The sequence below is a fragment of the Streptomyces sp. NPDC048565 genome, from assembly GCF_040650935.1.
Classification (GTDB): domain Bacteria; phylum Actinomycetota; class Actinomycetes; order Streptomycetales; family Streptomycetaceae; genus Streptomyces.
The window spans coordinates 63,556-89,613 of sequence record NZ_JBEZIH010000002.1; the positions used below are offsets into that span (position 1 = coordinate 63,556).

A 26,058-nucleotide genomic window follows, 5' to 3' on the forward strand; every position below is an offset into this window, starting at 1 on the left:
CCGTGGCGCATTGACTGGATACATGACACACAAGGAATCAGCGTGATCCCCCTCAGCCTCGGCGAGATCGCCGCGGTCGTCGGTGGGACGGTCGAGGGCAACGCGGCCGTGAAGGTGACCGCGCCGGCCGTGCTCGACAGCCGGCAGGCCGAGCCGGGCGGCCTCTTCGTCGCCTTCGCCGGTGAGCACGTCGACGGCCACGAGTACGCCGTCCAGGCCGGGCGGGCCGGCGCGGTGGGTGTGCTCGGCTCCCGGCCCACACCGCTGCCCACCGTCGTCGTCGAGGACGCCCGGGCCGCGCTGCAGGCGCTCGCCGCACACGTCGTGGCACGGTTGCGCGACAGTCTCACCGTGGTCGGGCTGACCGGTTCCCAGGGCAAGACCGGCACCAAGGACATGCTGGAGGCCGTGCTGTCGAGCGCCGCGCCGACGATCGCCACGATCGGCTCGCTCAACAACGAGCTCGGTGTGCCGCTCACCATGCTGCGCGCCGACGCGGACACCCGGTTCCTCGTCCTGGAGATGGGCGCCCGCCACATCGGCGACATCGCCGAGCTCACCGGCCTGGTCGCACCCGACATCGGCGTCGTCCTCAACGTGGGGCAGGCCCACCTCGGCGAGTTCGGGTCGCGCGCGGCCATCGCCAGGACCAAGGGCGAGCTGGTGCAGGGGCTGGCGCCCGGTGGCACCGCCGTCCTCAACGCCGATGATCCCCGGGTGGTCGCGATGCGTGCGCTCACCGACGGTCCCGTGCTGACCTTCGGCCGGGCGGAGCACGCCGACGTACGGGTGCTCGGTCTGAACCTCGACCGGCTCGGCCGGCCGTCGTGCACACTGCGGACAGCCAACGCCTGCGCACCCGTCGCACTGCCGCACGTGGGCGCCCACCAGGCGCTCAACGCATCGGCCGCCGCTGCCGCGGGACTGGCGGCCGGCGTGCCCCTCGACCTGGCCGCGGCGGCGCCGGCCACCTCCTCCCTGTCGCAGTGGCGCATGGAGCGGCGCGTCCTCGCCGGTGGCGCGACGCTGCTCGACGACACCTACAACGCCAACCCCGACTCGACCCGCGCGGCCCTGGACGCGCTGGCGGCGATCGAGGGCGGGCGCCGCATAGCCGTACTCGGCGAGATGCTTGAACTCGGCGTAGGCAGCGAGGCCGAGCACCGCGGCATCGGGGAGTACGCAGCCTTCCGGGCCGACGTGGTGGTCGCAGTCGGCGAGGGGGCCCGGCCGATCGCCGACGGCGCGGGAGAGCGGGCGGTGGTGCTGGCCGACAACGACGCGGCTGTCGACTGGCTGCGCGGTCATCTGACCGTCGGCGACGTGGTGCTCGTCAAGGCCTCCCGTGGGGCGCGCCTGGACGAGGTCGCCGCCATGCTCGCGTAACCGCGCTCGCGTGGTTCGCCAAGGTGAGCGGGAGGATCCTCGTCGCCGTGCCTTTCGGGGGCCGCCGCCCGAAGACCGCATGGCGCCGAAGGCCCAGGTGGACGCCCGACGACGTGGCCGGGCTCCGCCCTCAGCCGTTCGGCGCGCCGGACCGGCCGACGCCCTTGGCGAGGCGGGTCATGGGTCAACGTTCCGGCAGGAGTTGATCCCGGGTGCCGTCAGTGCGGGGCAGGTCTCGCAGGAACCGGGACGACCGCCCTGCCTGGGTGACGTATCCGCGGTTCCGGTAGAACTCGTGTGCGGCCTGCCGACGATCCGCACTGGTGACCTCCATGCGGAGGCATCCGCGCGTGGCGGCGAAGGCCTCCGCGGCCACGACGAGCCGGGAGCCGACGCCACGGCCACGGGCTCGATCGGTGACCACCAGGGCCACGATCCGGCCCCAGGTGCCCTCACGTTCGAAGAACGGGCATACGTGGACGGCGATGACCCCGATCAGGTCGTCGCCGGTCTCGGCCACGTATGCCGCGCTGGACGCGTCCTCGGCCCAGGTCTGGATCCGGTTCGCCGTCACTGCCTGGCCGGCGGGCGGATGGCCCAGCTGGTCCAGCAGCTCGTTGACGGCCGGGGCGTCGGCGCGCCGTGCCGGTCGGATCTTCATGTTCTTCACCCTGTCGTCGTGGCGGTCTCGCGGTACCCCGAAACCGGCCCGTCGGCTGCGTGCCCGGCCGCACCTTCACCCCGGCCGGAACGGGATCCGGACCTATCGCCCGCGCCGCTTCATGTAGCGGTCGAAGGCCCGGTAGACCATCGGCCGCAGTGGCAGGTCCCACTCGCCGACGTACCGCACCACCCGACCGCCGGTGCCGGCCTTGAACTGGATCAGCCCGACGTGCGGGTCGTCGGCATCGAGGGTGGGGGTGATGCCGCGCAGGTCATAGACGTCGCAGCCGGCCGCCAGCGAGTCGCGGACCATCGTCCACTGGCAGGCGTTGGAGCCGCGCACCTCGCGCTTCTCGGAGGAGGAGGCGCCGTAGGCGTACACCGCGTGTGCGCCGACGCGGACCAGGACGGTGGCGGCCACCAGGTCCCCCTGGTGGCGGGCCAGGTAGAGCCTGATCCGCTCCGGATCCTCGGCGCTCAGCGCGGCGAACATGGTCTCGAAGTAGCGCAGCGGCCGGGGTGTGAAGCGGTCACGCCCGGCGGTGTGGACGTAGAGGTCGTGGAACGCCTTCAGGTCCTCGCCGACCGTGACCTCGACGCCCTCCTTGGCGGCCTTCCTGATGTTGCGGCGCCAGAGCTGGTTCATGCCCCTGAGCAGGTCGTCCTCGGTCCTGCCGGCCAACGGGATCTCGTACTTGAACTGCGGATGCCCGACCCCGAAACCGTCCTCGGGGCTCTGCGACAGCCAGCCGGCGTCCCTGAGCCGGCTGGTCACGCCGGCGCCGACCGGGTCGGCATACTGGCCGGGCAGGCCGGTGAGCCGCTTGGTGCCCGGGTCGGAGATGCCCTCCTTCACCTGGGCGGCGCTCCAGGTGTCGGTGCACACCGGCGGGCCGATCCGGATCGCGAACGCGCCGTGTTCCTTGAGGTAGGCCGCCAGCGGGTCGAGCCACGCGCCGATGTCGCCGGTCCAGTCGATGACCGGGCCCTCCGGCAGGTAGGCCAGCGTGAAGCGCTTGAGCCGCGGCACCGGGCGGTGCAGGACAAGCCCGGCACCCACCAACCGCCGGCCGTCGAACCAGCCGAGGGACTCGCCGCGCCACTCGGTCTTGACGCGGGCCCATGCCGGAGTCTGCAGGAAGCTGACCGAACGCTGTGCCCGCACGAACGCCAAGTGCTCGGCGGCACTGATCGGTCCGACGGTCGGGCTCACGCCCGCTGTTCGTGCTGGTTCGCTGTAGGACATGCCTTCAGTCAAGGTGGTGGGGTGTTGTCGGCACGTATGGGATTTTCGATACGCCGACGACATGTGCCGGCTCGTAGCCTTGAGCACATGCGTGTCTTGATCGTCGAGGACGAGCCCTATTTGGCAGAAGCCATCCGCGATGGCCTGCGGCTGGAAGCGATCGCGGCCGACATCGCAGGTGACGGCGACACCGCTCTGGAGCTGCTGAGTATCAACGCGTACGACATCGCCGTGCTCGACCGCGACATCCCCGGCCCTTCCGGCGACGAGATCGTCAAACGCATCGTCGCCTCCGGCAGCGGCATGCCCGTCCTCATGCTCACCGCAGCCGACCGTCTCGACGACAAGGCATCCGGGTTCGAACTCGGCGCCGACGACTACCTCACGAAACCCTTCGAACTCCTGGAGCTCGTGCTCAGGCTCAGGGCCCTCGATCGCAGGCGCGCCCACAACCGGCCGCCGGTGCGAGAGATCGCGGGCCTGCGCCTCGATCCGTTCCGTCGCGAGGTCTACCGCGACGACCGCTACATCGCGCTCACCCGCAAACAGTTCGCGGTCCTTGAAGTCCTCGTCGCCGCCGAGGGCGGTGTCGTCAGCGCCGAAGAGCTCCTGGAGCGCGCATGGGACGAGAACGCCGACCCGTTCACCAACGCCGTACGCATCACGGTCTCCGCCCTGCGCAAACGCCTCGGCGAACCCTGGCTCATCGCCACCGTGCCGGGCGTCGGCTACCGCATCGACACAGCACCCGTCAGCGGGCACGGGGGTGGTGACCACGGATAGGCGGCCCGGCCTGAGCATCCGCCTCAAATTCACCCTCAGCTACGCCGGACTCCTCACGCTCGCGGGGGCCTTGCTGCTCGTCGCCGTAGGAGTGTTCCTCCTGGGATCGGGGTGGTTGCGAACCAACGAAGCGGGGGCGGTACGAGAAAATCCGGTCATCCAATTCGTGCGCGCCTTCGCCCCGACGGCAGCCGCGGTAATGGTCTTCCTTCTGGTATTCGGCCTCCTGGGAGGATGGTTCCTCGCCGGACGCATGCTGGCCCCCCTGGACCGCATCACGCACGCCACCCGCACGGCCGCGGCCGGATCACTGTCCCACCGGATCCGTCTGCCGGGCCGCAAGGACGAGTTCCGCGAACTCGCCGACGCCTTCGACACGATGCTCGCCCAGCTCGAAGCACACGTCGCGGAACAGCAGAGATTCGCCGCCAACGCCTCGCACGAGCTGCGTACCCCGCTGGCGATCTCGAAGACACTCATCGACGTCGCCCGCGCCGATCCGCACCACGACACCGGCGAACTCGTCCACCGCCTCAACATCATCAACACCCGGGCCATCGATCTCACCGAGGCACTGCTCCTGCTCAGCCGCGCCGACAGGCGGTCCTTCACCCGAGAACGCGTCGACCTGTCCCTCATGGCGGAAGAAACCACCGAGACGCTTCTCCCCCTCGCGGAAATGCGCGGTGTCGTCCTCGAGACCAGCGGCGACATCGCCCCCGTGCTCGGATCACCGGCGCTCCTGCTCCAGCTGACCACGAACCTCGTGCAGAACGCGATCGTCCACAACCTGCCCGAGCACGGAAGCGTATGGGTCCGCACCAGCGTCCGCCCCGACACTGTGGTGCTCACTGTCGAAAATACGGGCGAGCAGCTCTCCCCCCAACTGGTCTCGACCCTCACCGAAGCCTTCCAGCGCGGCACCGAGCGCATCCACAGCTACCACGCAGGCGTCGGCCTCGGCCTGGCCATCGCCAAAACGATCACCCAGGCACACGACGGAACACTCACCCTCACCCCTCGCTCCGCCGGCGGGCTCCACATCACTGTGGAACTACCCGCGACAACCCCGCACACCGACAGGTAGCGGGTCAGGGACGCGGCTTCGAGTCCGACACCGCTGAAGCAGCCGGCATGCTCGTGACCAGCGACATCAGCCGTGCTCCGTTCGCCCCGTCCCGGGAGACGCCCGCGAGAAGTTCGGTCTCGGCGTCGAGGCGTTCGTCAGCACCACCGCGCTGACATGTCAGCACGGAACCGGCAAAAAAAGGTCCCCTAACCGCGTTTCCGCAGGTCAGGGGACCTCTACTGATGTGGAGCCTAGGAGATTCGAACTCCTGACATCTGCCTTGCAAAGGCAGCGCTCTACCAACTGAGCTAAGGCCCCGAAAACAGGACACCGCAAGACACATCCCTGCCGCGACGTCCGTCGCAGAACAGAGTACCGGGTGACCCCCCGAATCCTGCAAAATGATTGGGGCTCCCGGCTCGCAGCGGCTCTCCGTAAGATGCAGGACGAGGTTCGCAGCAGCGAAGCCGCAGCGAAGGGGAGACGCAATGGATGCAGCGCAGCAAGAGGCGACGGCCAGAGCCCGGGAGCTCCAGCGCAGCTGGTACGGAGAGCCGTTGGGCGCGCTCTTCCGTCGGCTGATAGATGACCTCGGCCTCAACCAGGCACGCCTCGCAGCGGTGCTCGGGCTGTCAGCCCCCATGCTGTCCCAGCTGATGAGCGGACAGCGGGCCAAGATCGGCAACCCCGCGGTCGTGCAGCGGGTCCAGGCCCTTCAGGAGCTCGCGAGTCAGGTCGCGGACGGCAGCGTCAGCGCGGGAGAGGCTGCCGACCGGATGGAAGAGATCAAGAAGTCACAGGGCGGATCGGTCCTGACCCACACCGGCCAGACCTCCTCCACGGGTGGGGCCCCCACCGTGCGCCGTGTGGTCCGCGAGATCCAGTCGCTGCTGCGGTCGGTCTCGGCGGCCGGCGACATCATCGATGCGGCGGACTCCCTCGCCCCGGCCCACCCCGAGCTGGCAGAGTTCCTCCGGGTGTACGGAGCGGGACGCACCGCGGACGCGGTCGCGCACTACGAGGGCCATCAGAGCTAGCACCGACTCCAGCACCCGGGGGCCGTCCCCGGGAGGGCGGAGCCGTGGCAGTATCCCGACAGCCGGGGCACGAACCGAAACGGGAACGGGAGCGGGCGCAGCGCAATGGGTGAGGTCTTCGCTGGTCGGTACGAGCTGGTCGATCCGATCGGACGGGGTGGGGTCGGCGCCGTCTGGCGAGCCTGGGACCACCGCCGCCGACGGTACGTGGCGGCCAAGGTCCTGCAGCAGAGCGACGCGCACACGCTGCTGCGCTTCGTCCGTGAGCAGGCCCTGCGGATCGAGCATCCGCATGTGCTCGCCCCGGCCAGCTGGGCCGCCGACGACGACAAGGTCCTCTTCACGATGGACCTGGTCAGCGGGGGGTCGCTGGCCCATGTCATCGGCGACTACGGCCCGCTCCCCCCGCGATTCGTCTGCCTCCTGCTCGATCAGCTGCTGTCCGGGCTGTCCACGGTGCACGCCGAGGGGGTCGTCCACCGCGACATCAAGCCGGCCAACATCCTGATGGAGGCGACCGGTACGGGCCGGCCGCATCTGCGCCTCTCCGACTTCGGCATCTCGATGCGCAAGGGCGAGCCCCGGCTCACGGAGACCAACTACGTGGTGGGAACGCCCGGTTACTTCGCACCCGAGCAGATGATGGGAGCGGAGCCCGACTTCCCGGCGGACCTGTTCGCCGTCGGTCTCGTCGCGCTCTATCTGCTGCAGGGTCAGAAGCCCGACTCCCAGGCGCTGATCGAGTACTTCGCCGCGCACGGCACCCCGGGCGCACCGAACGGTGTGCCGGAGCCCTTGTGGCAGGTTCTGGCGGGGCTGCTGCAACCGGACCCGCACGCCCGTTTCCGTACGGCCACGGGTGCGCGCAAGGCGCTGACGGCAGCGGTCGAGATGCTGCCGGACGCCGGTCCTGACGACGACCGGGTCGAGGTGTTCGACCAGATCGGCCCGCTGCCCGCGGGCTTCGGACCGCAAGGCCCCCAAGGCCCCGAAGGACCCCCCGCAGGCCCCGAGACACCCGGCAGCAGCCCTCAGGCGTCCGCAGGGGCCGCCGGAGGCACACCGCCCGCCCCACAGGCCCCCCAGCCCTCGCAGCAGCCGTACGCGCCGCAGAGCCCCGGCCAACAGCCGTACGGGCCACCGCCGTCGATGTCGGAGACGGGCAGCTTCCACCTCGCCCCGCCCCCGCAGCACTCCGCGCCGATTCCGCACCCGGCGCAGCCGCACACACCGTCCGCCCCGGTTCCGGCGCACTCGGCGTCCCCCTACGCCGCCGAGGGCGCGCAGGACCTCTCCCAGGCCGCCACATCCGCTGTGCCGTACGGGACGCCGCCCACCCGCGCCTACACGGCCCAGGGCCCGATGGCTTCGAACGCCGGGACACCCGCGCCCGCGCCGTTGCCCGTCAAGCGGCCGGGACCGTCCCCGAAGGTGACGGTCCCGGTGCTCGTGGTGGCGCTGATCTGCTTCGCTGTGGGGATCTGGGCACTCACCCAGGCCTGAGGAGCCCGCCCTACCAGGCCTGTGGCGGACCGCCGTACGGCGACTGCCCGCCCGGCGCCGCCGGTACGGCCCGGCGCCTGGCCAGCAGCATCCATGCCCCGAGCCCCAGCACCAGGACGGACCCCGCGCCGATGCCCGCAGCGGCGACCGTCCTCATCGTGTCGCTCTTACCGGCCTCCGGCGCGCTCTGTCCGCTCCTGGCCATGTCCCTGTCGTCGTCGGTGACCCCGAAGATCCCGGCGTCCCCCTGGTAGGGCGACGCCTTGCTGTCGCCCACGACCTTCACCTTGAGCGTCAGCCCGATGGGGTCGTTCCCGTAGTCCTCGGCGACCTCGGGCGAGAGGGTCACCGAGAGGTAGTACCAGCCTGCGAAGCGCATGGCGCTGACGTCCGTACCCGAGTCGTACCGGTTCTCGTACGCCACCGGGGGCAGCGGATCCAAGGCCACGGAGTTGGGCGCCCCCGAGTACGACAGGGTCGCGTCGGCGACATGACCGCCCATCGGGTTGTCCAGGGCCAGTGCCAGGGCGTTGCCGAGGTAGTCCGTCGACTTGCCGCTGTTGCTCAGCGCGGCCGTGGTGAAGATCTGCTGGCCCCAGTCGACGGGCACCCGGTAGAAGAGGGTCTGCCCCGGCTCGATGGCGTCCACCCACTCGCCGGACTCCAGGCTGGTGGCGTCGTAGAAACTGGTGCCACCCGACCGCTTCTGCTTGCCGGAGGGCGGGGCCGGCGAGGCGGATGGCCAGTTCTCCGGTGCCTCGGTCGGCAGGGACGCACCGTCCTTCGGCGCCGGCTCGTTCTCGAAGCGCAGCTCCAGGTCCCAGGCCTCGGGGGACGACGTCGCCTCGCTCTCCCGCTCGATCAGGACGTTGTACGTCCCGCTCGCCGCACAGGTGGTGCTGTCCTTCTCCACGGTCCGGTCGGCGTACGCGGCGATGGGGCGGGGGAACTCCGCCGACTCGAAGTGCGCGTTTTCGGAGCCGCACTCGGTGTCGTCGAGATCCCTGATGCTGATCGTGATGCCGTCGCCGTAGGCCACCTTGCCGCCGGTCTTGGGGACGGCCACCGCGGAGACGTACGCATCGGTCCTGTCGTCCAGCTCCAGGCGGTAGTAGAGCTTCTGGCCGTCCTTGATGGAGCTTCGGTAGACCGACCCGGGCTTCAGCTCCGCCGCGTCGGCGTTGGTCTCCGTGCCCTGGACCGTGGTCGCCGCGGGGTCGAAGGTGTACGCCGCAGGGCCGTCGGCCGCGTGCGCCTGCCCCGGCAGCGCCGCCGCCGCGCACACCGCCGCGATCACCGCGAGCGTCACCCGGCCCCTGTTGCGCTGCCTGTTCACGCACGTCCCCCCGTCGTCTGCCTGCCTGTCCTGCGCCGGCCGCGTACGAGCAGGAACCCGACGGCCAGTACGACCAGGGCGCCCGCTCCGCACACGGCCGCGATGCCGGTCCATCCTGCCCCGCCCGCACCACCGCTGTCTGCGGCCCCAGCCGTATTGCCGCCATTGCCCGACTTGGCACCGCCGGCCTTCTCCGCCAGGGCAGGCGCCCCGTGCTGCGGACCTGCCAGCTCGTCCCCGACGACCGCCACCCGCAGCACCACACCGATGCGCGGGTTCTCGGCGATCTCTGCCGCCTTCGCCCCGAGCGTCACCGCGATGTAGAAGCCGCCGTCGGCATGCACCGGCCGGACCGCCGACCGGGACTCGTAGCGGTTGGTCCAGGCGACCGGGACGGACCCCATCCGCAGCGCCGCGGGCTTCCCGCTGTACAGCGTCATCGAGCTGAACCCGCTGCCCCCGTCGACCGGGAAGCGCGCCGGCGTGAACAGCTGTGTCCCGCCGTACGAAGAGGCGGCCGAGCCGTCCACCGTGGGCTCGTTGGCGAACTCGACGTCGTAGCGGACCTGTTGGCCCCATCCCGCGGGCACCTTGTACCAGAGGGTCTGCGACGGCAGGATCCGGTCGCGCCACACGCCCCGGCCGAGCGACGTGGCGTCGTTGAAGCCGGTGCCACCCCGCACATCACGCGGATCCCCTGTCGGCAGCGCGGCGTGCTCGTCGCCCTTGCCGTACTCCGTCCTGGACTGCGCCGGGGTGACTCCGTCGGCCAGCGGCTTCTCCACGCCGTACACCAGCTCCAGGGGCCAACGGGCGCTGTCGGAAACCTTCTTGCTCTCCCGCTCGACCACGAGCCGGTAGTGGCCCGCCTCGTCGCACCTGCGGTCCCCGTCCTCCGAGGGGATCCGGGCCACTGCCGAGGTCAGCGGGGTCGCACCCTCCTGCTGGAGGAAGCGCCCGGTGTCCGAATCGCAGGTGCCACCGCCGTCGTACACCAGACCGGTACTCAGGGCGTCGAGGCTGTCGACGGCCGCACCGGGCTGGGGCACCGCGGTGGCCGCGAAGTCCGCCGTGGAGGCCGCGTCGAGATCCACCGCGTAGTAGCGCTTCTCGCCGGGCCCGATGGTGTCCAGATACTGGCCGGGAGCCATCGAGGGGGCCTTCGCCGTGGTGGCCCCGCCCTCGATCCGGTCACCCTTCAGGCGGTACCCACCGGCCGAGAGCTGTGCGGACCGCTGGAGTTGGCGGGCGAGCGCGTCCGCGTCCGGGGCGTCGTAGTAACGCCCGTTACCCGCCTCGGCGATGCACTCCAGCTGCTCCCTGGCCGCACCCTCGACCTGGAAGCCCACGGTGTCGATCCGCAGCCCGACGCCCTCCCTGCCGAGCTGCTCGGCCACCTCGCAGGGCTCCGGCGTACCGCAGTTGTCCTCACCGTCGGAGATCAGCAGGATCGTGCGCGTCCCGATGGCACCGCCCGAGGCCTCGGGAAGGTCCTCCGCGGCCTTCTGGAGGGACAGCCCGATCGGGGTGTCACCCCGGGGCCGCACCCCCGCCACGGCCTTCTTCATGGCCGCACGGTCCAGCGCGCCCACCGGACGTACGAGCCGGGTGTCCGTGCAGCCCTGGGGCCGGTCGGCGCCGTACACCCGCAGGCCGGCCGGATGCCCGTCAGGCAGCGCGTCGACCACGGTCCCCACGGCCGCACGGGCGCTCTCCATCCTGGTCCGGCCCGTGCCGTCGTCATCCGCCATGGAGCCCGACGAATCGAGCACCATGACGAGACTGCCGCCGCCCTCCGCACCGTCCTGCCCTTCGGCGCCCCCGGCGGCCGGCGCGGTCGCCGCGGCGGGCAGCACCCCCGCCACCAGGGCGAACAGCGCCCCACCGGCCATGACGGCCACTCCTGTCCTGCGGCGGTGCGTCCCCGCCCTCATCCGTGTACTCACGGATTCCCCCTCGGCCACCCGTACCTCACGATTGCTTTGCTCATGCAAGCTAACGATTTGCTGAGGTGAACTCAAGGGTGCGGCCGTCACGGTCCCGCAACAGCGGGCCCCGGACAGCAGAAAGCCCCGGCCGCTCGGCGACCGGGGCTTGTAGCAGACTGTTCCGTCTCACACACCTGAACCTGCGGGCACGGAGTCGGTCGCCTCCGTCCACAGATCCTGCTCGGCGCGATCCGCCTGGATCTGGCGGTACACGAGGAGCCCGCCGATGGCGGCCAGTGCGACCAGGAGAAGCTTCTTCACCGCGCGACCTCGTCTTTCCTTGACGTAAGGGACTTCTGGCGCCCGACTATACACACCGGCCGATACCGATCGGTGACCTCCCCGGCACCCGGCCACCGGCCGCTCCGGACCCCTGTCGAGACCCCCTCGGCACCCGCACGACGGCTTTTCCGAGCCGGTTGAACCATAAGAGTGGTGTTCATCGGAAGATCGACGTACAGGGGGCGTCGGTCCCGGTTTCCAGGGCCCCGATCCACATCATCGGAAAGGTAAGCAAACCGGACCACCTGAAAGCGAGGGGCCATGAGCACCTTCAGGGTCAAGAGCATCTGGACCGCCTTCATCACCGCCTTCTTCGCACTTCTCGCGTCGCTGGGCCTCGCCACCGCCCAGGCCACGGCCGCGGAGCCGACGGTCACGAGCCACGAGCACACGGGTGCGAACCCGGCAACCCCGACCACGCCGTCGGTGCGATGGACCCTTCCGCGTGACAGGGCGCTGCCACCCACGATGAAGCAGCGCATCCGCGCCGAGGCGCACGGCTCGTCGCCGGCCGCCCGCCAGCTGTCCACCGACACCACGGACGCCGTGCACGCGACGCACAGCGCCCACTCCGCGCACAGCGCCACACCCGCCGGGGGCTCGGCCCTCCTCCCACCCTGAGGGCGCCGCTGACGCCCCCAGGCCCCTGGTCCGGTTCACACCGGCGGGGGCCTTTTCCATGTGCCCGTACGCGCGCACCCTGCTCCGGGGGGCCAGTACGGCAGGCACGGCAGACATCGCAGGCCCGTCGGCACCGCGGCCACGGCAGGTCGGCCCGTCACCCCGTCTCCTGCCCACCGGCCGCCCGGCTCCCCCGGCACACGACGAAGGCCCCCCACCGTCTCCGGTGAGGGGCCTTTCGTGCTGGTGGGGCTAACAGGATTTGAACCTGTGGCCTCATCCTTATCAGGGATGCGCTCTAACCAACTGAGCTATAGCCCCGCCGCGCTGCTGCGCTGACTTCTGAAGATTAGCGCACGTCGGGGCCAGTCCCAAAATCGATACCCGGCGTCCTACTCGTCCTCGGCGAGCGTGAGCTCCACGCCGCCCACGAAGCCCGCCGAGAGGTTGTAGATGAACGCGCCCAGCGTCGCCAGCGCGGTGGCCAGCACCACGTCGATCACCGCGATGACCGAGGTGAAGATGAGGACGCGCGGCAGCGACAGGAACGACTGGAGGTCGAAGCCGTTGCTCTCGTTCGAACCGGTGGCCTCGCTGATCGTGCCGCCCACCGTCTCGAAGACGCCCATCGCGTCCATGACCATCCACAGGACCGCGGACGCCACCACCGTGCAGATGCCGAGTGCGATGGACAGCAGGAAGCTGACCTTCATCACCGACCACGGATCGGCCTTCGCCACCCTCAGACGCGCCTTACGGGTGCGCGGAGTGGTCCGCGCACCTGTCCGGGGCAGCCGGGTCGCCTGCGACCCGCCCACGCCCTGTGCACCGCCCTGCGTTGCACCACCTTGTGTGCCTCCGCCGCCCTGCGTACCGCCCACAGAGGACTGGTACGCCTGCGGCGGGTGATAGGGCCCAGCCTGGCCCTGGGCGGGCTCCCGCTCACCGGGCAGTGGCCCGGTCGCGTACCCCTCGTACTGCGGCTGAGGTCCCCGAGTGTCCGTCACAGTGCCCCCTTGGGAGTCCGTGGCAGGGCCACGGACGCCGTTCGCGCCTGCTCCGGAAGCGGCCGACCCGGCGCCCGTGGCTCCACTCACGCTCTACTCCTCGTGCTCCCCGGCCGAAGGCGCCGTGCCCTCGACTGTGCCCTCGACCACGCTCGCGGCATCGGCCTCGACCGTGGCGCCTTCGGCCTCATCGGTCCCGTCGACCTCTTCGGCCTCGCGACCGGCCTCGGCGTTGCGCGCGATACCGACGACGGCATCACGCTTGCCCAGATTGATCAGTTGGACGCCCATGGTGTCACGGCCCGTCTCCCTGACTTCATTGACTCGCGTACGAATCACACCACCGCCGAGCGTGATGGCGAGGATCTCGTCCGCTTCCTCCACCACCAGTGCACCGACGAGCGAACCACGGTCCTCGACGATCTTGGCGGCCTTGATACCCAGGCCGCCGCGACCCTGGACGCGGTAGTCGTCGACAGCGGTCCGCTTCGCGTACCCGCCGTCGGTGGCAGTGAACACGAACGTACCGGGCCGGACAACATTCATCGAGAGCAGTTCGTCGCCCTCGCGGAAACTCATGCCCTTCACGCCCGAGGTGGCGCGGCCCATCGGCCTGAGCGCGTCGTCGGTCGCGGTGAACCTGATCGACTGTGCCTTCCTGCTGATGAGCAGCAGGTCGTCCTCGGCCGACACCAGCTCCGCACCGATCAGTTCGTCGTCCTCGCCGCTCTCCGTCTCCCGGAGGTTGATCGCGATGACGCCACCGGAGCGCGGCGAGTCGTAGTCCTTGAGCGAGGTCTTCTTCACCAGACCTCCCTTGGTCGCCAGGACCAGGTAGGGCGCGGCCTCGTAGTCGCGGACCGCCAGGATCCGCGCGATCTGCTCGTCCGGCTGGAACGCCAGCAGGTTCGCGACGTGCTGGCCACGCGCGTCCCGGCCGGCATCCGGCAGCTCGTACGCCTTGGCCCGGTAGACACGGCCCTTGTTCGTGAAGAACAGCAGCCAGTGGTGCGTCGTCGACACGAAGAAGTGGTCGACGATGTCGTCTTCCCTGAGCTTGGTGCCCCGCACGCCCTTGCCGCCGCGCTTCTGCGAGCGGTAGTCGTCCGTCTTCGTGCGCTTGACGTAACCGCCGCGCGAGATGGTGACGACGATGTCTTCCTCGGCGATGAGGTCCTCGATCGACATGTCGCCGTCGAAGGGCACCAGCTTGGAGCGCCGGTCGTCGCCGAACTTGTCGACGATCGCCGCCAGCTCCTCGCTGACGATCTGACGCTGCTTCGCGGGCGAGGCGAGGATCTGGTTGTACTCGTTGATCTTCGCCTGGAGCTCGTCGTGCTCGGCGGTGATCTTCTGGTGCTCCAGCGCGGCCAGGCGGCGCAGCTGCATCTCCAGGATCGCGTTCGCCTGGAGCTCGTCGATCTCCAGCAGGCCCATCAGGCCCTCACGCGCGATCTCCACCGTGTTGCTGCGCCGGATGAGGGCGATGACCTCGTCGATGGCGTCCAGGGCCTTGAGGAGGCCTCGCAGGATGTGCGCCCGCTCCTCGGCCTTGCGCAGCCGGAACTTCGTCCGCCGGACGATGACCTCGATCTGGTGCGTCACCCAGTGCCGGATGAACGCGTCGATCGACAGCGTGCGCGGCACCCCGTCGACGAGCGCCAGCATGTTCGCGCCGAAGTTCGACTGCAGGTCGGTGTGCTTGTAGAGGTTGTTCAGCACGACCTTGGCGACCGCGTCACGCTTGAGCACGACGACCAGCCGCTGCCCCGTACGCGAGGACGTCTCGTCGCGGACGTCGGCGATGCCACCGACCTTGCCGTCCTTGACCAGGTCGGCGATCTTCTGCGCGAGGTTGTCCGGGTTGGTCTGGTACGGAAGCTCCGTGACGACCAGGCACTGCCTGTTCTGGATCTCCTCGACCGCGACGACCGCCCGCATGGTGATCGAGCCGCGCCCGGTGCGGTACGCCTCCTCGATGCCCTTGCGGCCCACGACCAGCGCGCCGGTCGGGAAGTCCGGGCCCTTGATCCGCTCGATGAGCGCGTCCAGGAGCTCCTCGTGCGAGGCCTCCGGGTGCTCCAGGTACCACTGGGCGCCGGCGGCGACCTCACGCAGGTTGTGCGGCGGGATGTTGGTCGCCATACCGACCGCGATGCCCGCGGAACCGTTCACCAGGAGGTTCGGGAAGCGCGCCGGCAGAACCGTCGGCTCCTGGTTGCGGCCGTCGTAGTTGTCCTGGAAGTCGACGGTCTCCTCGTCGATGTCCCGGACCATCTCCATGGACAGCGGCATCATCTTGCACTCGGTGTACCGCATGGCCGCGGCCGGGTCGTTGCCCGGGGAACCGAAGTTGCCGTTGGAGTCCACCAGCGGCATGCGCATCGACCAGTGCTGTGCCAGCCGCACGAGCGCGTCGTAGATCGAGGAGTCGCCGTGCGGGTGGTACGTACCCATGACGTCACCGACGACACGGGCGCACTTGTAGAAGCCCTTCTCGGGCCGGTAACCGCCGTCGTACATCGCGTACAGCACCCGGCGGTGCACGGGCTTGAGACCGTCCCGCACGTCGGGCAGCGCACGCGACACGATGACGGACATCGCGTAGTCGAGGTAGGAGCGCTGCATCTCCGTCTCGAGCCCCACGGGCTCGACACGCATGCCGACGCCCGGGACGGCGGGCTCCTCATCGGGCATCACAGGGGTGTTCTCGTCGGCCATTGCTGGTCAAAGTCCTTTCGCGCTGCGGCTTGGAGGGTCCGTCTCCTGATCGCCGGACCCTCCTCCTTGTTCGGCCGACTCAGATGTCGAGGAAGCGGACGTCCTTGGCGTTGCGCTGGATGAACGAGCGCCGCGCCTCGACGTCCTCGCCCATCAGCACGGAGAACAGGTCGTCGGCCTGCGCCGCGTCGTCCAGCGTGACCTGGCCCAGTACACGGTGGTCGACGTCCATCGTGGTGACGCGCAGCTCCTCGGCGTTCATCTCACCGAGACCCTTGAAGCGCTGGATCGAGTCTTCCTTGATCCGCTTGCCGTTCTGCTTGCCGAGCGCCACCAGGGCGTCGCGCTCGCGGTCCGAGTACGCGTACTCGAAGTCGTCACGACCCCACTTGATCTTGTAGAGCGGCGGGCGCGAGAGATACACGTGCCCGGACTCCACCAGCGGCCGCATGAACCTGAACAGGAAGGTCAGCAGCAGGGTGTTGATGTGCTGGCCGTCGACGTCGGCGTCCGCCATCAGGATGATCTTGTGATAGCGGAGCTTCTCGATGTCGAAGTCCTCGTGGACCCCGGTACCGAAGGCCGAGATCAGGGCCTGCACCTCGGTGTTCTGGAGGATCTTGTCGATCCTGGCCTTCTCGACGTTCAGGATCTTGCCCCGGATCGGCAGGATGGCCTGGTACATCGGGTTACGGCCGGACTTGGCCGAGCCGCCTGCGGAGTCACCCTCGACGATGAAGATCTCGCACTTCGTCGGGTCGTTGGACTGGCAGTCACTCAGCTTGCCGGGCAGCGAGGCGCTCTCCAGCAGCCCCTTGCGACGGGTCAGGTCGCGGGCCTTACGGGCCGCGACACGGGCCGTGGACGCCGCGATGCCCTTACGGATGATGTCGGCCGCTTCGTTGGGGTTGCGGTCGAACCAGTCCGTCAGCTGCTCGTGGACGACCTTCTGGACGAAGGTCTTCGCCTCGGTGTTGCCCAGCTTGGTCTTCGTCTGCCCCTCGAACTGGGGCTCGCCCAGCTTCACCGAGATGATCGCCGTCAGACCCTCGCGGACGTCCTCACCGGTGAGGTTGTCGTCCTTCTCGCGCAGCAGCTTCTTGTCGCGCGCGTAACGGTTGACCAGGGAGGTCAGCGCGGCGCGGAAGCCCTCCTCGTGCGTACCGCCCTCATGCGTGTGGATCGCGTTGGCGAAGGAGTAGACGCCCTCGGTGTACTGCGTGTTCCACTGCATGGCGATCTCGGCCGAGAGGAGTCGCTCCTTGTCCTCGGCCTCGATGTCGATCACCGACTGGTGAATGAGGTCTCCCTTACGGGAGTTCAGGTACTTCACGAAGTCGACGATGCCGTCCTCGTAGTGGTACGTGACCGTCCGGGTCGGCTCCTCCTCGGGGACTTCGGACGCCTCGGCGCTGTCCGCGCCGGCCGTCGCCTTCGCCGCCTCACGCTCGTCGGTGAGCTTGAGGGTGAGGCCCTTGTTGAGGAACGCCATCTCCTGGAAGCGGCGCGAGAGGGTCTCGAAGGAGTAGTCGGTGGTCTCGAAGACGTCTCCGTCGGCCCAGAAGGTGACGGTGGTCCCCGTCTCCTCGGTGGCCTCGTGACGGGCCAGCGGGGCGGTCGGGACACCGAGCTTGTAGTCCTGGGTCCAGCGGTAGCCGTCGGTCCTGACCTCCACGGCGACCCGCGTGGACAGGGCGTTGACGACGGACACGCCCACGCCGTGCAGACCGCCGGAGACGGCGTAACCGCCGCCCCCGAACTTGCCGCCGGCGTGCAGCACCGTGAGGACGACCTCGACGGCCGGCTTGCCTTCGGAGGGCACGATGCCGACCGGGATACCGCGGCCGTTGTCGACCACGCGCACCCCGCCGTCGGCGAGGATCGTGACGTCGATGGTATCCGCGTGCCCGGCCATCGCCTCGTCGACCGAGTTGTCGACAACCTCTTGCACGAGGTGGTGGAGACCGCGCTCACCGGTCGACCCGATGTACATACCGGGTCGCTTGCGGACCGCGTCCAGGCCTTCGAGCACGGTGATCGCGCTGGCGTCGTACGAGGCGGTGCCCTCGCCGTGCTCACCGGCTGTGGACGGGATGTTCTCGTTGGGGTTGCCGGAATCGGCCACGAAGCGCCCTTTCTGGCACAGCACAGGCCGTTCTCCGGCTGGCGGGAGCGGCTGCGTCGTTCGGCTTGTATCGACGACTCCCGCGGAGGAGCGGGATTGTGCACCAGTCTACCGGTAGCGCCGACATGAATGGGGGTTTGCCGGTGCCTGAGTACGCATGTGCCGCCCTGGATGAGCGGCTCACGACTCCCCATATTCAGGAAGGGGCCCTGGGAGGCTCACGACGTCATTGCGCGCTTCGGGCTGTCAACCTCCCGCTACGGTGAGGGACGCATCGCACTCCTCGCGCGATCCAAATCCCCCCATAGCCGTACAGACCGGAAGGGCCGAGGCTTCGACGAACCGGGACAGACGCGGGCGAACCACTGCCCGGGCCGTCTCCGCCACATGTCGGTCCATGCGGGATGCGGACGAGGAAAAGCCCTGCTCAGCCGTAGGTGTCGCCCGGCCCCTTGCTCCCAGGAGTCCTCAGAGGGCCGAATCTGCGCTGCGGACCGCCAGGACCGAGCACTTTGATCATCCGCACGGTGCCATGGCCGAGGTCCGTGTTCAGCCGGGCCACCAGCTGCGGCGCCAGCAGCCGCAGCTGCGTCGCCCACGCCGTCGAGTCGCACTGCACCGTGAGAACCCGCTCGGCCGGATCCTCGTCGTACCGCACCGGCACACAGTGGTTGGCCAGATCGTCACCGACGATCTGGGGCCAGCGGCCCATCACCCCGCCGACCGCCGCCGGGGTCTCCCAGCCCCGCTCGGTGATCAGCCGGTTGATCGCCGAGCCCAGGGCCAGCGGATCACGGCCGTCGGACCGGGCGCCGGACCGCAGACCGCCGCCCCGTCTCGCCTGGTTCTTCTGCTGCGCCGCGGCGCCCCTGGCGCGGGCCTGCTCCTTCGCCGCGCGGAGGGCCACCCGCGCCAGATCCACGCCGGACACCTCCGGCTGCTTGGCCGGGCCCGGTGCCTGCCCCTGCTCCGGGGGCCCCGTGGGCCCCTGCGCGTCCGGGCCGCTCACAGCCGCTCCACCGCCCCCGCGGACACCGCGTACCTGGCTCCCGCCAGCACCCCGGGGACGTCGTCGTCCACGGCCGCCGTCACGAGTACCTGCTCACCGGGGGCCACCAGCTCCGCCAGCCGCTCGCGACGGCGCGCGTCCAGCTCTGCGAACACGTCGTCGAGCACCAGCACCGGCTCGTTGCCCTCGGTGCGGAGCAGCTCGTACGAGGCGAGCCGCAGCGCCAGGGCGTACGACCAGGACTCGCCGTGGCTCGCGTACCCCTTGGCCGGCATCCCCCGCAGGCCGAGCACCAGGTCGTCGCGGTGCGGACCGACCAGGGTCACCCCGCGCTCGATCTCCTGCTTGCGCGCCGCTACCAGGGCCGCCATCACCTGCTCGTACAGCTCCTCGCGGGTGCGCGCGGGTCCCACATCGGCACCGGCCGAGCTGCGGTACTCGAGCGTGACGGGTCCGCCGCCGGGGGCCACGTCCGCGTACGCCTTGTCCGCCAACGGCGACAGGGTCGCGACCAGGTCAAGACGCTGCGCCAGCAGCTCCGCCCCCACCCGGCCCAGGTGCTGGTCCCACACGTCGAGCGTGGACAGGTCCATCGACCGGCCGCCGTGTCTGCGGGCCATGGCGGCGGACTTCAGCAAGGTGTTGCGCTGCTTCAGCACCCGGTCGTAGTCGGAGCGGACCCCGGCCATGCGGGGGGACCGCGCCGTGACCAGCTCGTCCAGGAAGCGCCGGCGCTCGCCCGGGTCGCCCTTCACCAGGGCCAGGTCCTCGGGGGCGAAGAGCACCGTCCGCACTATCCCCAGGACATCGCGCGGCCTGACCTGGGACGACCTGTTGATACGGGCCCGGTTGGCGCGGCCCGGATTGAGCTCGAGCTCGATCAGCTGCGAGCGCTCGCCCTGGGTGACCGCGGCCCGTACGACGGCGCGCTCCGCGCCCATGCGCACCAGGGGGGCGTCGGAGGACACCCGATGGCTGCCGAGGGTCGCGAGATAGCCGACGGCCTCCACCAGATTGGTCTTGCCCTGCCCGTTGGGCCCCACGAACGCCGTGACGCCCGGGTCGAGAGGAACCTCGACCCGGGCGTACGAGCGGAAGTCGGCCAGCGAGAGATGCGTGACGTGCATGGTCGCCGACCCTTCCGACTGCGTGTTCTGTTTCGCGCTGCTTCTTGTCCTGCTTCTCGCCTTACTTCTTGTTCTCGACCGCGTGGCCGCCGAACTGGTTGCGCAGCGCGGCGATCATCTTCATCTGCGGCGAGTCGTCCTGGCGCGAGGCGAAGCGCGCGAACAGGGACGCGGTGATCGCGGGCAACGGCACCGCGTTGTCGATGGCGGCCTCGACCGTCCACCGGCCCTCACCGGAGTCCGCGGCGAAGCCACGGAGCTGGTCGAGGTGCTCGTCGTCGTCCAGGGCGTTGACCGCCAGGTCGAGCAGCCAGGAACGGATGACCGTGCCCTCCTGCCAGGAGCGGAAGACCTCGCGCACATCGGTGACGGAGTCGACCTTCTCCAGGAGCTCCCAGCCCTCGGCGTAGGCCTGCATCATGGCGTACTCGATGCCGTTGTGGACCATCTTGGCGAAGTGGCCGGCGCCGACCTTGCCCGCGTGGACGGAACCGAAGTCACCCTCGGGCTTGAGGGCGTCGAAGACCGGCTGGACCTTCTCGACGTTCGAGGTCTCGCCGCCGTACATCAGGGCGTAGCCGTTCTCCAGGCCCCAGACGCCGCCGGAGACACCACAGTCGACGAAGCCGATGCCCTTGATGCCCAGCTCGACCGCGTGCTTCTCGTCGTCCGTCCAGCGGGAGTTCCCGCCGTCGACGACCACGTCACCGGGGGAGAGCAGCTCGGCCAGCTCGTCGACGGTGGACTGGGTCGCGGCACCGGCCGGGACCATCACCCATACGACGCGCGGACCCTTGAGCTTGCCCACAAGCTCTTCGAGACTGTGGACATCGGCGACGTCCGGGTTGCGGTCATAACCGATGACCGTGTGGCCTGCGCGGCGGATGCGCTCGCGCATGTTGCCGCCCATTTTGCCGAGGCCGACGAGACCGAGCTCCATCAGAGATTCCTTTTGCGTTGTGCCGATTCGTACCCGGGACCGAGCCTACGCCCGGCCGGGACGGCACGGCGGGGTGCAGCGCGGAGGGCCCGCTCTGCACTGAGCTGCCCGCCGAGAACTGCCGTGACAGGGAACGACCGCCGGGTCAGCCGGAGAGCCGGACCGGCATGATCAGGTACTTGTACGCGTCGTCCGCCTCGGCGTCGACGGCCGGCCGGCCACTGAGGAGGGCGGGCTTGGTCGACGTCGTGAAGGAGAGCTGCGCGACCGGGGAGTCGATCGCGCTGAGCCCGTCCAGCAGGAAGGTCGGGTTGAAGGCGATCGAGATGTCCTCGCCCTCCAGCACGGCGTCGACACGCTCCACAGCCTGTGCGTCGTCACTGGAACCGGCTTCGAGGATGAGCACACCCTGCTCGAAGCTCAGCCGCACCGGGGTGTTGCGCTCGGCCACGAGAGCCACACGCTTGACGGCCTCGACGAACGGGGCGGTCTCGATGACCGCGACCGAGTTGAACTCGGTGGGGAAGAGCGTCCGGTACTTCGGGAGGTCGCCCTCCAGGAGTCGCGTGGTCGTACGGCGGCCCGCACCCTCGAATCCGATGAGCCCTTCGCCGGCGCCCGAGCCGGACAGCGCGAGCGTCACCGTGTCACCGCTGGTCAGCGCCTTGGCGGTGTCCAGGAGCGTCTTGGCGGGCACCAGGGCCACCGCCGAGGCCTCGGGGTTCTCCGGCTTCCACAGGAACTCGCGGACCGCGAAGCGGTAGCGGTCGGTCGACGCGAGGGTGACGGTGTCGCCCTCGATCTCGATCCGGACGCCGGTCAGGACGGGCAGCGTGTCGTCACGCCCGGCCGCGATGGCGACCTGGGCCGCCGCGGAGGCGAAGACCTCGCCGGGGACGGTGCCCGTGGCGGTCGGCATCTGCGGCAGTGCCGGGTACTCCTCCACAGGCAGTGTGTGGAGTGTGAACCGCGAGGAGCCGCAGACCACGGTGGCCCGTACACCGTCTGTGGAGATCTCCACCGGCCGGTTCGGCAGGGCGCGGCAGATGTCGGCGAGCAGCCGGCCGGAGACGAGCACCGTGCCGTCCTCCTCGATCTCCGCGTCCACCGAGACCTTGGCCGAGACCTCGTAGTCGAAGCTGGAGAAACTGAGGGCCCCGTCCTCAGCCTTCAGCAGAAGGCCCGCAAGAACGGGCGCCGGCGGACGGGCCGGGAGGCTGCGGGCCACCCAGGCCACCGCCTCCGCGAGTACATCGCGCTCCACCCGGATCTTCACCGGAACCGCCTCCTGCTGTTGCTCGCTCGCCCTGCTGGCCTTCGTCGTCTGACCGGGGCTCCCCGCCGAGGGGCTGGGGAGACCACCGGGGTCCAGTCTGACGTACGGCGCCGACACTCGTTGCTGCTCGGGGTCAAGTCGCGCCAAGAGGTTCGCCGAGCTCGCCGCTCGAGTTGTGCACAGGCCCCACTTCGAAGCTGATTCCTGGCTAACTCTGAGTGGTAGTAGTAGTAGGCCCTGTGGAAACCGTGGATAACGTCGTTTTCGCAGGTCAGAAGCTGTTTTTTGTCCACCGACCCTGTGGGTGGCACCGGTGGACAACTCTGCGTTTCTGTGGACACGCGAAAGTTCTGCACACCCGATGCACAGGGCGGGGTGACTTCTCCCCAGGCCTGTCCCCAGCTTTACCCACGTTCCCCACAGCCCAACCAAGGGACCTGGTGTGACGCCTTTCACTCTCGACAGTGAAAGCGGGTGTCGCGTTGCCGAACAGTGGACAGGGCTGTGGAGAAGCTGGGGACAACAGGGCCGAGCCTGTGGGCTGCCGGTGGACAACGTCATCGAGGCCCTGTGGACGAAAAATCTGTCCACAGGCTGTGGATCATCGTTGACCACAAATCCCCAGGCATGTGACCTGGCCTGATGGAGTATCGGCAGCCGGCCCTGTGGACGCAATCTGGACAACTTCGCAGTCCCCAGGCTGTGGACGCCAGATTTCCCGTTTTTCTGTGGAGAAGGGCCTGTTCAGGGCCAGTATTCGAACACTCCGCAGGGAGCCCGCCGGATCAGGACGACGAAAGGGCGCCTCCCGAGGACGACGTACGTCCTCAGGAGGCGCCCTCGGGCGCTGCACCGAACGGCGGGCGAAGGTGGCTGCCTGCCGGTGGGTCAGCCGTTCTTGATGCGGTTGGTGAGCTCGGTGACCTGGTTGTAGATGGAGCGGCGCTCCGCCATCAGGGCCCGGATCTTCCGGTCGGCGTGCATCACCGTGGTGTGGTCGCGACCGCCGAACTGAGCGCCGATCTTGGGCAGGGAGAGATCGGTCAGCTCGCGGCAGAGGTACATGGCGATCTGGCGCGCCGTCACCAGGACGCGGCTGCGCGAGGATCCGCAGAGATCCTCCACCGTCAGCCCGAAGTAGTCAGCGGTCGCCGCCATGATGGCCGGCGCGGTGATCTCGGGAGCCGAGTCCTCGCCGCCCGGGATCAGATCCTTGAGCACGATCTCGGTCAGGCCGAGATCGACCGGCTGCCGGTTCAGGCTCGCGAAGGCGGTCACACGGATGAGAGCGCCCTCCAGCTCGCGGATGTTGCGCGAGATCCGGGAGGCGATGAACTCGAGTACCTCGGGCGGGGCGTTGAGCTGCTCCTGCACGGCCTTCTTACGGAGGATCGCGATACGCGTCTCCAGCTCCGGAGGCTGCACATCCGTGGTGAGGCCCCACTCGAACCGGTTGCGCAGCCGGTCCTCGAGGGTCACCAGCTGCTTGGGCGGCCGGTCGGAGGAAAGCACGATCTGCTTGTTGGCGTTGTGGAGCGTGTTGAAGGTGTGGAAGAACTCCTCCTGCGTCGACTCCTTGCTCGCCAGGAACTGGATGTCGTCGACCAGGAGGATGTCCACGTCGCGGTAGCGCTTGCGGAAGGTGTCGCCCTTGCCGTCGCGGATCGAGTTGATGAACTCGTTGGTGAACTCCTCCGAGCTCACGTACCGCACCCGGGTGCCCGGGTAGAGGCTTCGCGCGTAATGCCCGATGGCGTGCAGCAGGTGGGTCTTGCCGAGCCCCGACTCCCCATAGATGAAGAGGGGGTTGTACGCCTTCGCGGGGGCCTCGGCGACGGCGACCGCCGCAGCGTGTGCGAAGCGGTTGGACGCACCGATGACGAAGGTGTCGAAGAGGTACTTCGGATTCAGCCGGGCGTGCGGCTCCCCGGTCCCGGGCGGCGGCGCGGAATGCGTGCCCATGGGGCCGCCGCTCGTCCTGCCGGTCCCCGGACCGTTCTGGCGGTGCTGGGGCTGCTGATCCTGCGGGTCGTGGCGGTCGCGGCTGTCGCGCTGCTGCTCGTAACCCTGGTGCTCGGGCGGCTGCGGACGGTAGTCGTGCTGCGGCTGCTGCGGGCGGGGGCTCGCGTACGGATCGCGGTCCTGGTAGCCGCCGTGCCTGGGCTGCCAGGAGAGGTCCTCCTGGGTGCGGGGCCAGGCTCCGGGCTCGGGGCGGTGCTGCTGGTAGTCCGGGTAGGCGGGGCGGGCCGTCGGCATGCCGTCGTCGGACGGCCGGGGGCCGTAGTTGTCGTACCCGTCGTTACGCGGGGGCTCGTCGTGCTGCGGCCCCTGGTAGCGGTGGGACTGCTGTCCCTGGTGGGGCTGGTGCATCGGGGGCGCGGGCGGAGCCGGGGGCTCACCCGCGGAATCGTCGACGGTGATCGCGATCCGGATCGGCCGTCCGCACTCACGGGTGAGCGTCTCGCTGATCAGCGGCGCGAGCCGGCCCTCCAGGACGCGCTTGCCCCACTCGTTGGGCACGGCCAGGAGCGCGGTGTCGGCGACGAGTGCCAGGGGCTGGCAGCGCTCGATCCACTGCTTGTCCTTCGGCTCGATGCCCTGCTGGCCCTCCCCGAGGAGTTGTTCCAGCACTCGCGGCCACACTGCGGCAAGATCGGCAGGTACGTCAGCCACAAGGCACGCTCTCTCGCATGTCCCACGAATGTGTACTTCTCGGGACGGGATGGGTCGGGACGGGTGAGGCCCGGCAGGCAGGAAGGAAAGGAAACGGGGTTCAGCCACGGTAGTCAGGCCGACCCGCGCGGTTCAAGTTGTTGTCCACAGGCTGTGTACAGCAGGGGGTCGTGCGAAGCTGGTTTGACCGGATGGCGTAGCCGCGCGTACCGTGACCAGGTCGAGTTGTCGATGGCTGCTGCCGCCTGCCTCCGATGGGCAAACATCACGATCTGTGATTGTGAAGCGGTGCACTAGGGCGTTTACGCGAGTTCCTCGTGGGCGCACGGTGACAGCCAGGCGATGTCCCGCCAACACACGAATCATTTCTGGAGCCCCCGAGTGAGCAAGCGCACCTTCCAGCCGAACAATCGTCGTCGCGCCAAGACCCATGGCTTCCGACTGCGTATGCGTACCCGTGCCGGCCGCGCGATTCTCGCGAACCGTCGCGGCAAGGGTCGCGCCAACCTGTCCGCCTGATCGCGGCCAGGTCATGACGTGCTGCCTACCGAGAATCGGCTGAGGCGGCGCGAGGACTTCGCGGTCGCTGTACGCCGGGGACGTCGGGCCGGACGCCCGCTACTCGTCGTACATCTACGCAGCGGTGCTACGGACCCGCACGTGACAGGGGAGAGTGCTCCCCCGCCGCGTGCGGGTTTCGTTGTCAGCAAAGCAGTGGGTGGAGCAGTCGTTCGCACCGCGGTGAAGCGGAAGCTTCGCCATCTGGTCCGCGATCGGCTTGCTCAGCTGCCCCCCGGTAGCCTTGTTGTCGTACGAGCATTGCCCGGATCGGGCGACGCCGACCATGCACAGCTGGCCCGAGACCTGGACGCCGCCCTTCAGCGGCTACTGGGAGGGGGCGCGCGATGAAGTACCCGCTGCTGGCTCTCATCAAGCTGTACCAGTGGACGATCAGCCCGCTTCTCGGGCCCGTCTGCCGTTACTACCCGTCGTGTTCCCACTATGGATATACGGCGATCGACCGGCACGGTGCGATCAAGGGAACAGCGCTGACCGCATGGCGCATCCTGCGGTGCAATCCGTGGTCACCCGGCGGCGTGGACTACGTACCGCCACGCAAACGTCCGCGTTGGCACGAAATGCTGCGCAGCTGGGTGCGTGGCGGCAAGGGCGGGGACTCCGCCGCCGATGTGCCTACCGGGGGGTCGGTCTCCGAACCTCTGAGCCCGGCCACAGAGACCTCGCCCAAAGCTCAAGGAGCCTGAT

General features: G+C 69.3%; 22 protein-coding genes and 2 tRNA genes. 9 read left to right on the forward strand and 15 right to left on the reverse strand.

All coding sequences use genetic code 11. The annotated features are described in order from the left end of the window. Positions 1–42 precede the first annotated feature (42 nt). Positions 43–1,386 carry a UDP-N-acetylmuramoyl-tripeptide--D-alanyl-D-alanine ligase gene (gene murF, locus AB0C75_RS02435; RefSeq protein ID WP_362886280.1) on the forward strand — a complete coding sequence of 448 codons (1,344 nt, stop codon included), beginning with the start codon at positions 43–45 and terminating at the stop codon, positions 1,384–1,386. A 184-nt stretch (positions 1,387–1,570) separates the two neighbouring features. On the opposite strand, the gene AB0C75_RS02440 is transcribed toward murF, so the two are convergent. Both AB0C75_RS02440 and AB0C75_RS02445 read right to left on the reverse strand, forming a co-directional pair. Beyond that, positions 1,571–2,047 (reverse strand): GNAT family N-acetyltransferase, encoded by a 477-nt coding sequence (locus AB0C75_RS02440; protein ID WP_362886282.1) that lies wholly within the window; start codon positions 2,045–2,047, stop codon positions 1,571–1,573. A 102-nt stretch (positions 2,048–2,149) separates the two neighbouring features. After that, complete coding sequence (locus AB0C75_RS02445; RefSeq protein WP_362886284.1) at positions 2,150–3,295, reverse strand: peptidoglycan bridge formation glycyltransferase FemA/FemB family protein; 1,146 nt, start codon at positions 3,293–3,295, stop codon at positions 2,150–2,152. 87 nt (positions 3,296–3,382) lie between these two features. On the opposite strand from AB0C75_RS02445, the gene AB0C75_RS02450 reads away from it, so the two are divergent. Both AB0C75_RS02450 and AB0C75_RS02455 read left to right on the forward strand, forming a co-directional pair. Beyond that, positions 3,383–4,078: a response regulator transcription factor gene (locus tag AB0C75_RS02450; RefSeq protein ID WP_362886285.1), complete on the forward strand. Its 696-nt coding sequence runs from the start codon at positions 3,383–3,385 to the stop codon at positions 4,076–4,078. Further along, entirely contained in the window at positions 4,065–5,165 is a 1,101-nt protein-coding gene (locus tag AB0C75_RS02455; RefSeq protein WP_362886287.1) for a HAMP domain-containing sensor histidine kinase, read from the forward strand. The genes AB0C75_RS02450 and AB0C75_RS02455 overlap by 14 nt, the downstream gene beginning before the upstream one ends. Positions 5,166–5,392: 227 nt before the next feature. On the opposite strand, the gene AB0C75_RS02460 is transcribed toward AB0C75_RS02455, so the two are convergent. After that, a tRNA-Ala gene (locus AB0C75_RS02460) sits at positions 5,393–5,465 on the reverse strand. A 170-nt stretch (positions 5,466–5,635) separates the two neighbouring features. On the opposite strand from AB0C75_RS02460, the gene AB0C75_RS02465 reads away from it, so the two are divergent. After that, positions 5,636–6,184: a DNA-binding protein gene (locus tag AB0C75_RS02465; RefSeq protein ID WP_362886289.1), complete on the forward strand. Its 549-nt coding sequence runs from the start codon at positions 5,636–5,638 to the stop codon at positions 6,182–6,184. 105 nt (positions 6,185–6,289) lie between these two features. After that, positions 6,290–7,687 carry a protein kinase gene (locus AB0C75_RS02470; protein ID WP_362886291.1) on the forward strand — a complete coding sequence of 466 codons (1,398 nt, stop codon included), beginning with the start codon at positions 6,290–6,292 and terminating at the stop codon, positions 7,685–7,687. 10 nt (positions 7,688–7,697) lie between these two features. On the opposite strand, the gene AB0C75_RS02475 is transcribed toward AB0C75_RS02470, so the two are convergent. The 3 genes from AB0C75_RS02475 to AB0C75_RS02485 all read right to left on the reverse strand — a co-directional run bounded on the left by AB0C75_RS02475 (position 7,698) and on the right by AB0C75_RS02485 (position 11,272). Beyond that, complete coding sequence (locus AB0C75_RS02475) at positions 7,698–9,023, reverse strand: hypothetical protein (protein WP_362886293.1); 1,326 nt, start codon at positions 9,021–9,023, stop codon at positions 7,698–7,700. Then, a complete protein-coding gene (locus AB0C75_RS02480; RefSeq protein ID WP_362886917.1) occupies positions 9,020–10,915 on the reverse strand; it encodes a VWA domain-containing protein in 1,896 nt (631 codons plus the stop codon). Before AB0C75_RS02480 ends, AB0C75_RS02475 begins: the two co-directional genes overlap by 4 nt. 222 nt (positions 10,916–11,137) lie before the next feature. After that, on the reverse strand, positions 11,138–11,272 hold the full coding sequence (locus AB0C75_RS02485) for a DLW-39 family protein (RefSeq protein WP_003958712.1): 135 nt from the start codon (positions 11,270–11,272) through the stop codon (positions 11,138–11,140). 282 nt (positions 11,273–11,554) lie between these two features. On the opposite strand from AB0C75_RS02485, the gene AB0C75_RS02490 reads away from it, so the two are divergent. Next, a complete protein-coding gene (locus tag AB0C75_RS02490) occupies positions 11,555–11,914 on the forward strand; it encodes a DUF6344 domain-containing protein (RefSeq protein WP_362886295.1) in 360 nt (119 codons plus the stop codon). A gap of 244 nt (positions 11,915–12,158) precedes the next feature. On the opposite strand, the gene AB0C75_RS02495 is transcribed toward AB0C75_RS02490, so the two are convergent. The 9 genes from AB0C75_RS02495 to dnaA form a co-directional block, all read right to left on the reverse strand. Next, positions 12,159–12,235: transfer RNA gene (locus AB0C75_RS02495), tRNA-Ile, on the reverse strand. Between the two features lie 71 nt (positions 12,236–12,306). Then, the gene (locus AB0C75_RS02500) at positions 12,307–12,921 is read right to left on the reverse strand and encodes a DUF3566 domain-containing protein (RefSeq protein ID WP_362886297.1); all 615 of its coding nucleotides are present in this window, start codon (positions 12,919–12,921) and stop codon (positions 12,307–12,309) included. 93 nt (positions 12,922–13,014) lie between these two features. Then, on the reverse strand, positions 13,015–15,642 hold the full coding sequence (gene gyrA, locus AB0C75_RS02505) for a DNA gyrase subunit A (RefSeq protein WP_362886299.1): 2,628 nt from the start codon (positions 15,640–15,642) through the stop codon (positions 13,015–13,017). Between the two features lie 79 nt (positions 15,643–15,721). Beyond that, complete coding sequence (gyrB, locus tag AB0C75_RS02510) at positions 15,722–17,791, reverse strand: DNA topoisomerase (ATP-hydrolyzing) subunit B (protein WP_362886301.1); 2,070 nt, start codon at positions 17,789–17,791, stop codon at positions 15,722–15,724. A gap of 403 nt (positions 17,792–18,194) precedes the next feature. Continuing rightward, on the reverse strand, positions 18,195–18,698 hold the full coding sequence (locus AB0C75_RS02515) for a DciA family protein (RefSeq protein ID WP_362886919.1): 504 nt from the start codon (positions 18,696–18,698) through the stop codon (positions 18,195–18,197). A gap of 74 nt (positions 18,699–18,772) precedes the next feature. Then, positions 18,773–19,903 carry a DNA replication/repair protein RecF gene (gene recF, locus AB0C75_RS02520; RefSeq protein ID WP_362886303.1) on the reverse strand — a complete coding sequence of 377 codons (1,131 nt, stop codon included), beginning with the start codon at positions 19,901–19,903 and terminating at the stop codon, positions 18,773–18,775. 61 nt (positions 19,904–19,964) lie between these two features. Beyond that, entirely contained in the window at positions 19,965–20,843 is an 879-nt protein-coding gene (gene gnd / locus AB0C75_RS02525; RefSeq protein WP_362886305.1) for a phosphogluconate dehydrogenase (NAD(+)-dependent, decarboxylating), read from the reverse strand. 145 nt (positions 20,844–20,988) lie between these two features. Continuing rightward, positions 20,989–22,119: a DNA polymerase III subunit beta gene (gene dnaN, locus AB0C75_RS02530; RefSeq protein ID WP_362886921.1), complete on the reverse strand. Its 1,131-nt coding sequence runs from the start codon at positions 22,117–22,119 to the stop codon at positions 20,989–20,991. An 888-nt stretch (positions 22,120–23,007) separates the two neighbouring features. Beyond that, entirely contained in the window at positions 23,008–24,792 is a 1,785-nt protein-coding gene (dnaA, locus tag AB0C75_RS02535) for a chromosomal replication initiator protein DnaA (protein ID WP_362886306.1), read from the reverse strand. 381 nt (positions 24,793–25,173) lie between these two features. On the opposite strand from dnaA, the gene rpmH reads away from it, so the two are divergent. Genes rpmH through yidD form a run of 3 tightly spaced genes read left to right on the forward strand, consistent with a single transcriptional unit; the run spans position 25,174 to position 26,057 of the window. Beyond that, positions 25,174–25,311: a 50S ribosomal protein L34 gene (rpmH, locus tag AB0C75_RS02540; RefSeq protein WP_014047156.1), complete on the forward strand. Its 138-nt coding sequence runs from the start codon at positions 25,174–25,176 to the stop codon at positions 25,309–25,311. Positions 25,312–25,329: 18 nt separating this feature from the next. Beyond that, the gene (rnpA, locus tag AB0C75_RS02545; RefSeq protein WP_078850491.1) at positions 25,330–25,701 is read left to right on the forward strand and encodes a ribonuclease P protein component; all 372 of its coding nucleotides are present in this window, start codon (positions 25,330–25,332) and stop codon (positions 25,699–25,701) included. Then, complete coding sequence (yidD, locus tag AB0C75_RS02550) at positions 25,698–26,057, forward strand: membrane protein insertion efficiency factor YidD (protein ID WP_362886309.1); 360 nt, start codon at positions 25,698–25,700, stop codon at positions 26,055–26,057. Before rnpA ends, yidD begins: the two co-directional genes overlap by 4 nt. The last annotated feature ends 1 nt before the right edge of the window (position 26,058 follow it).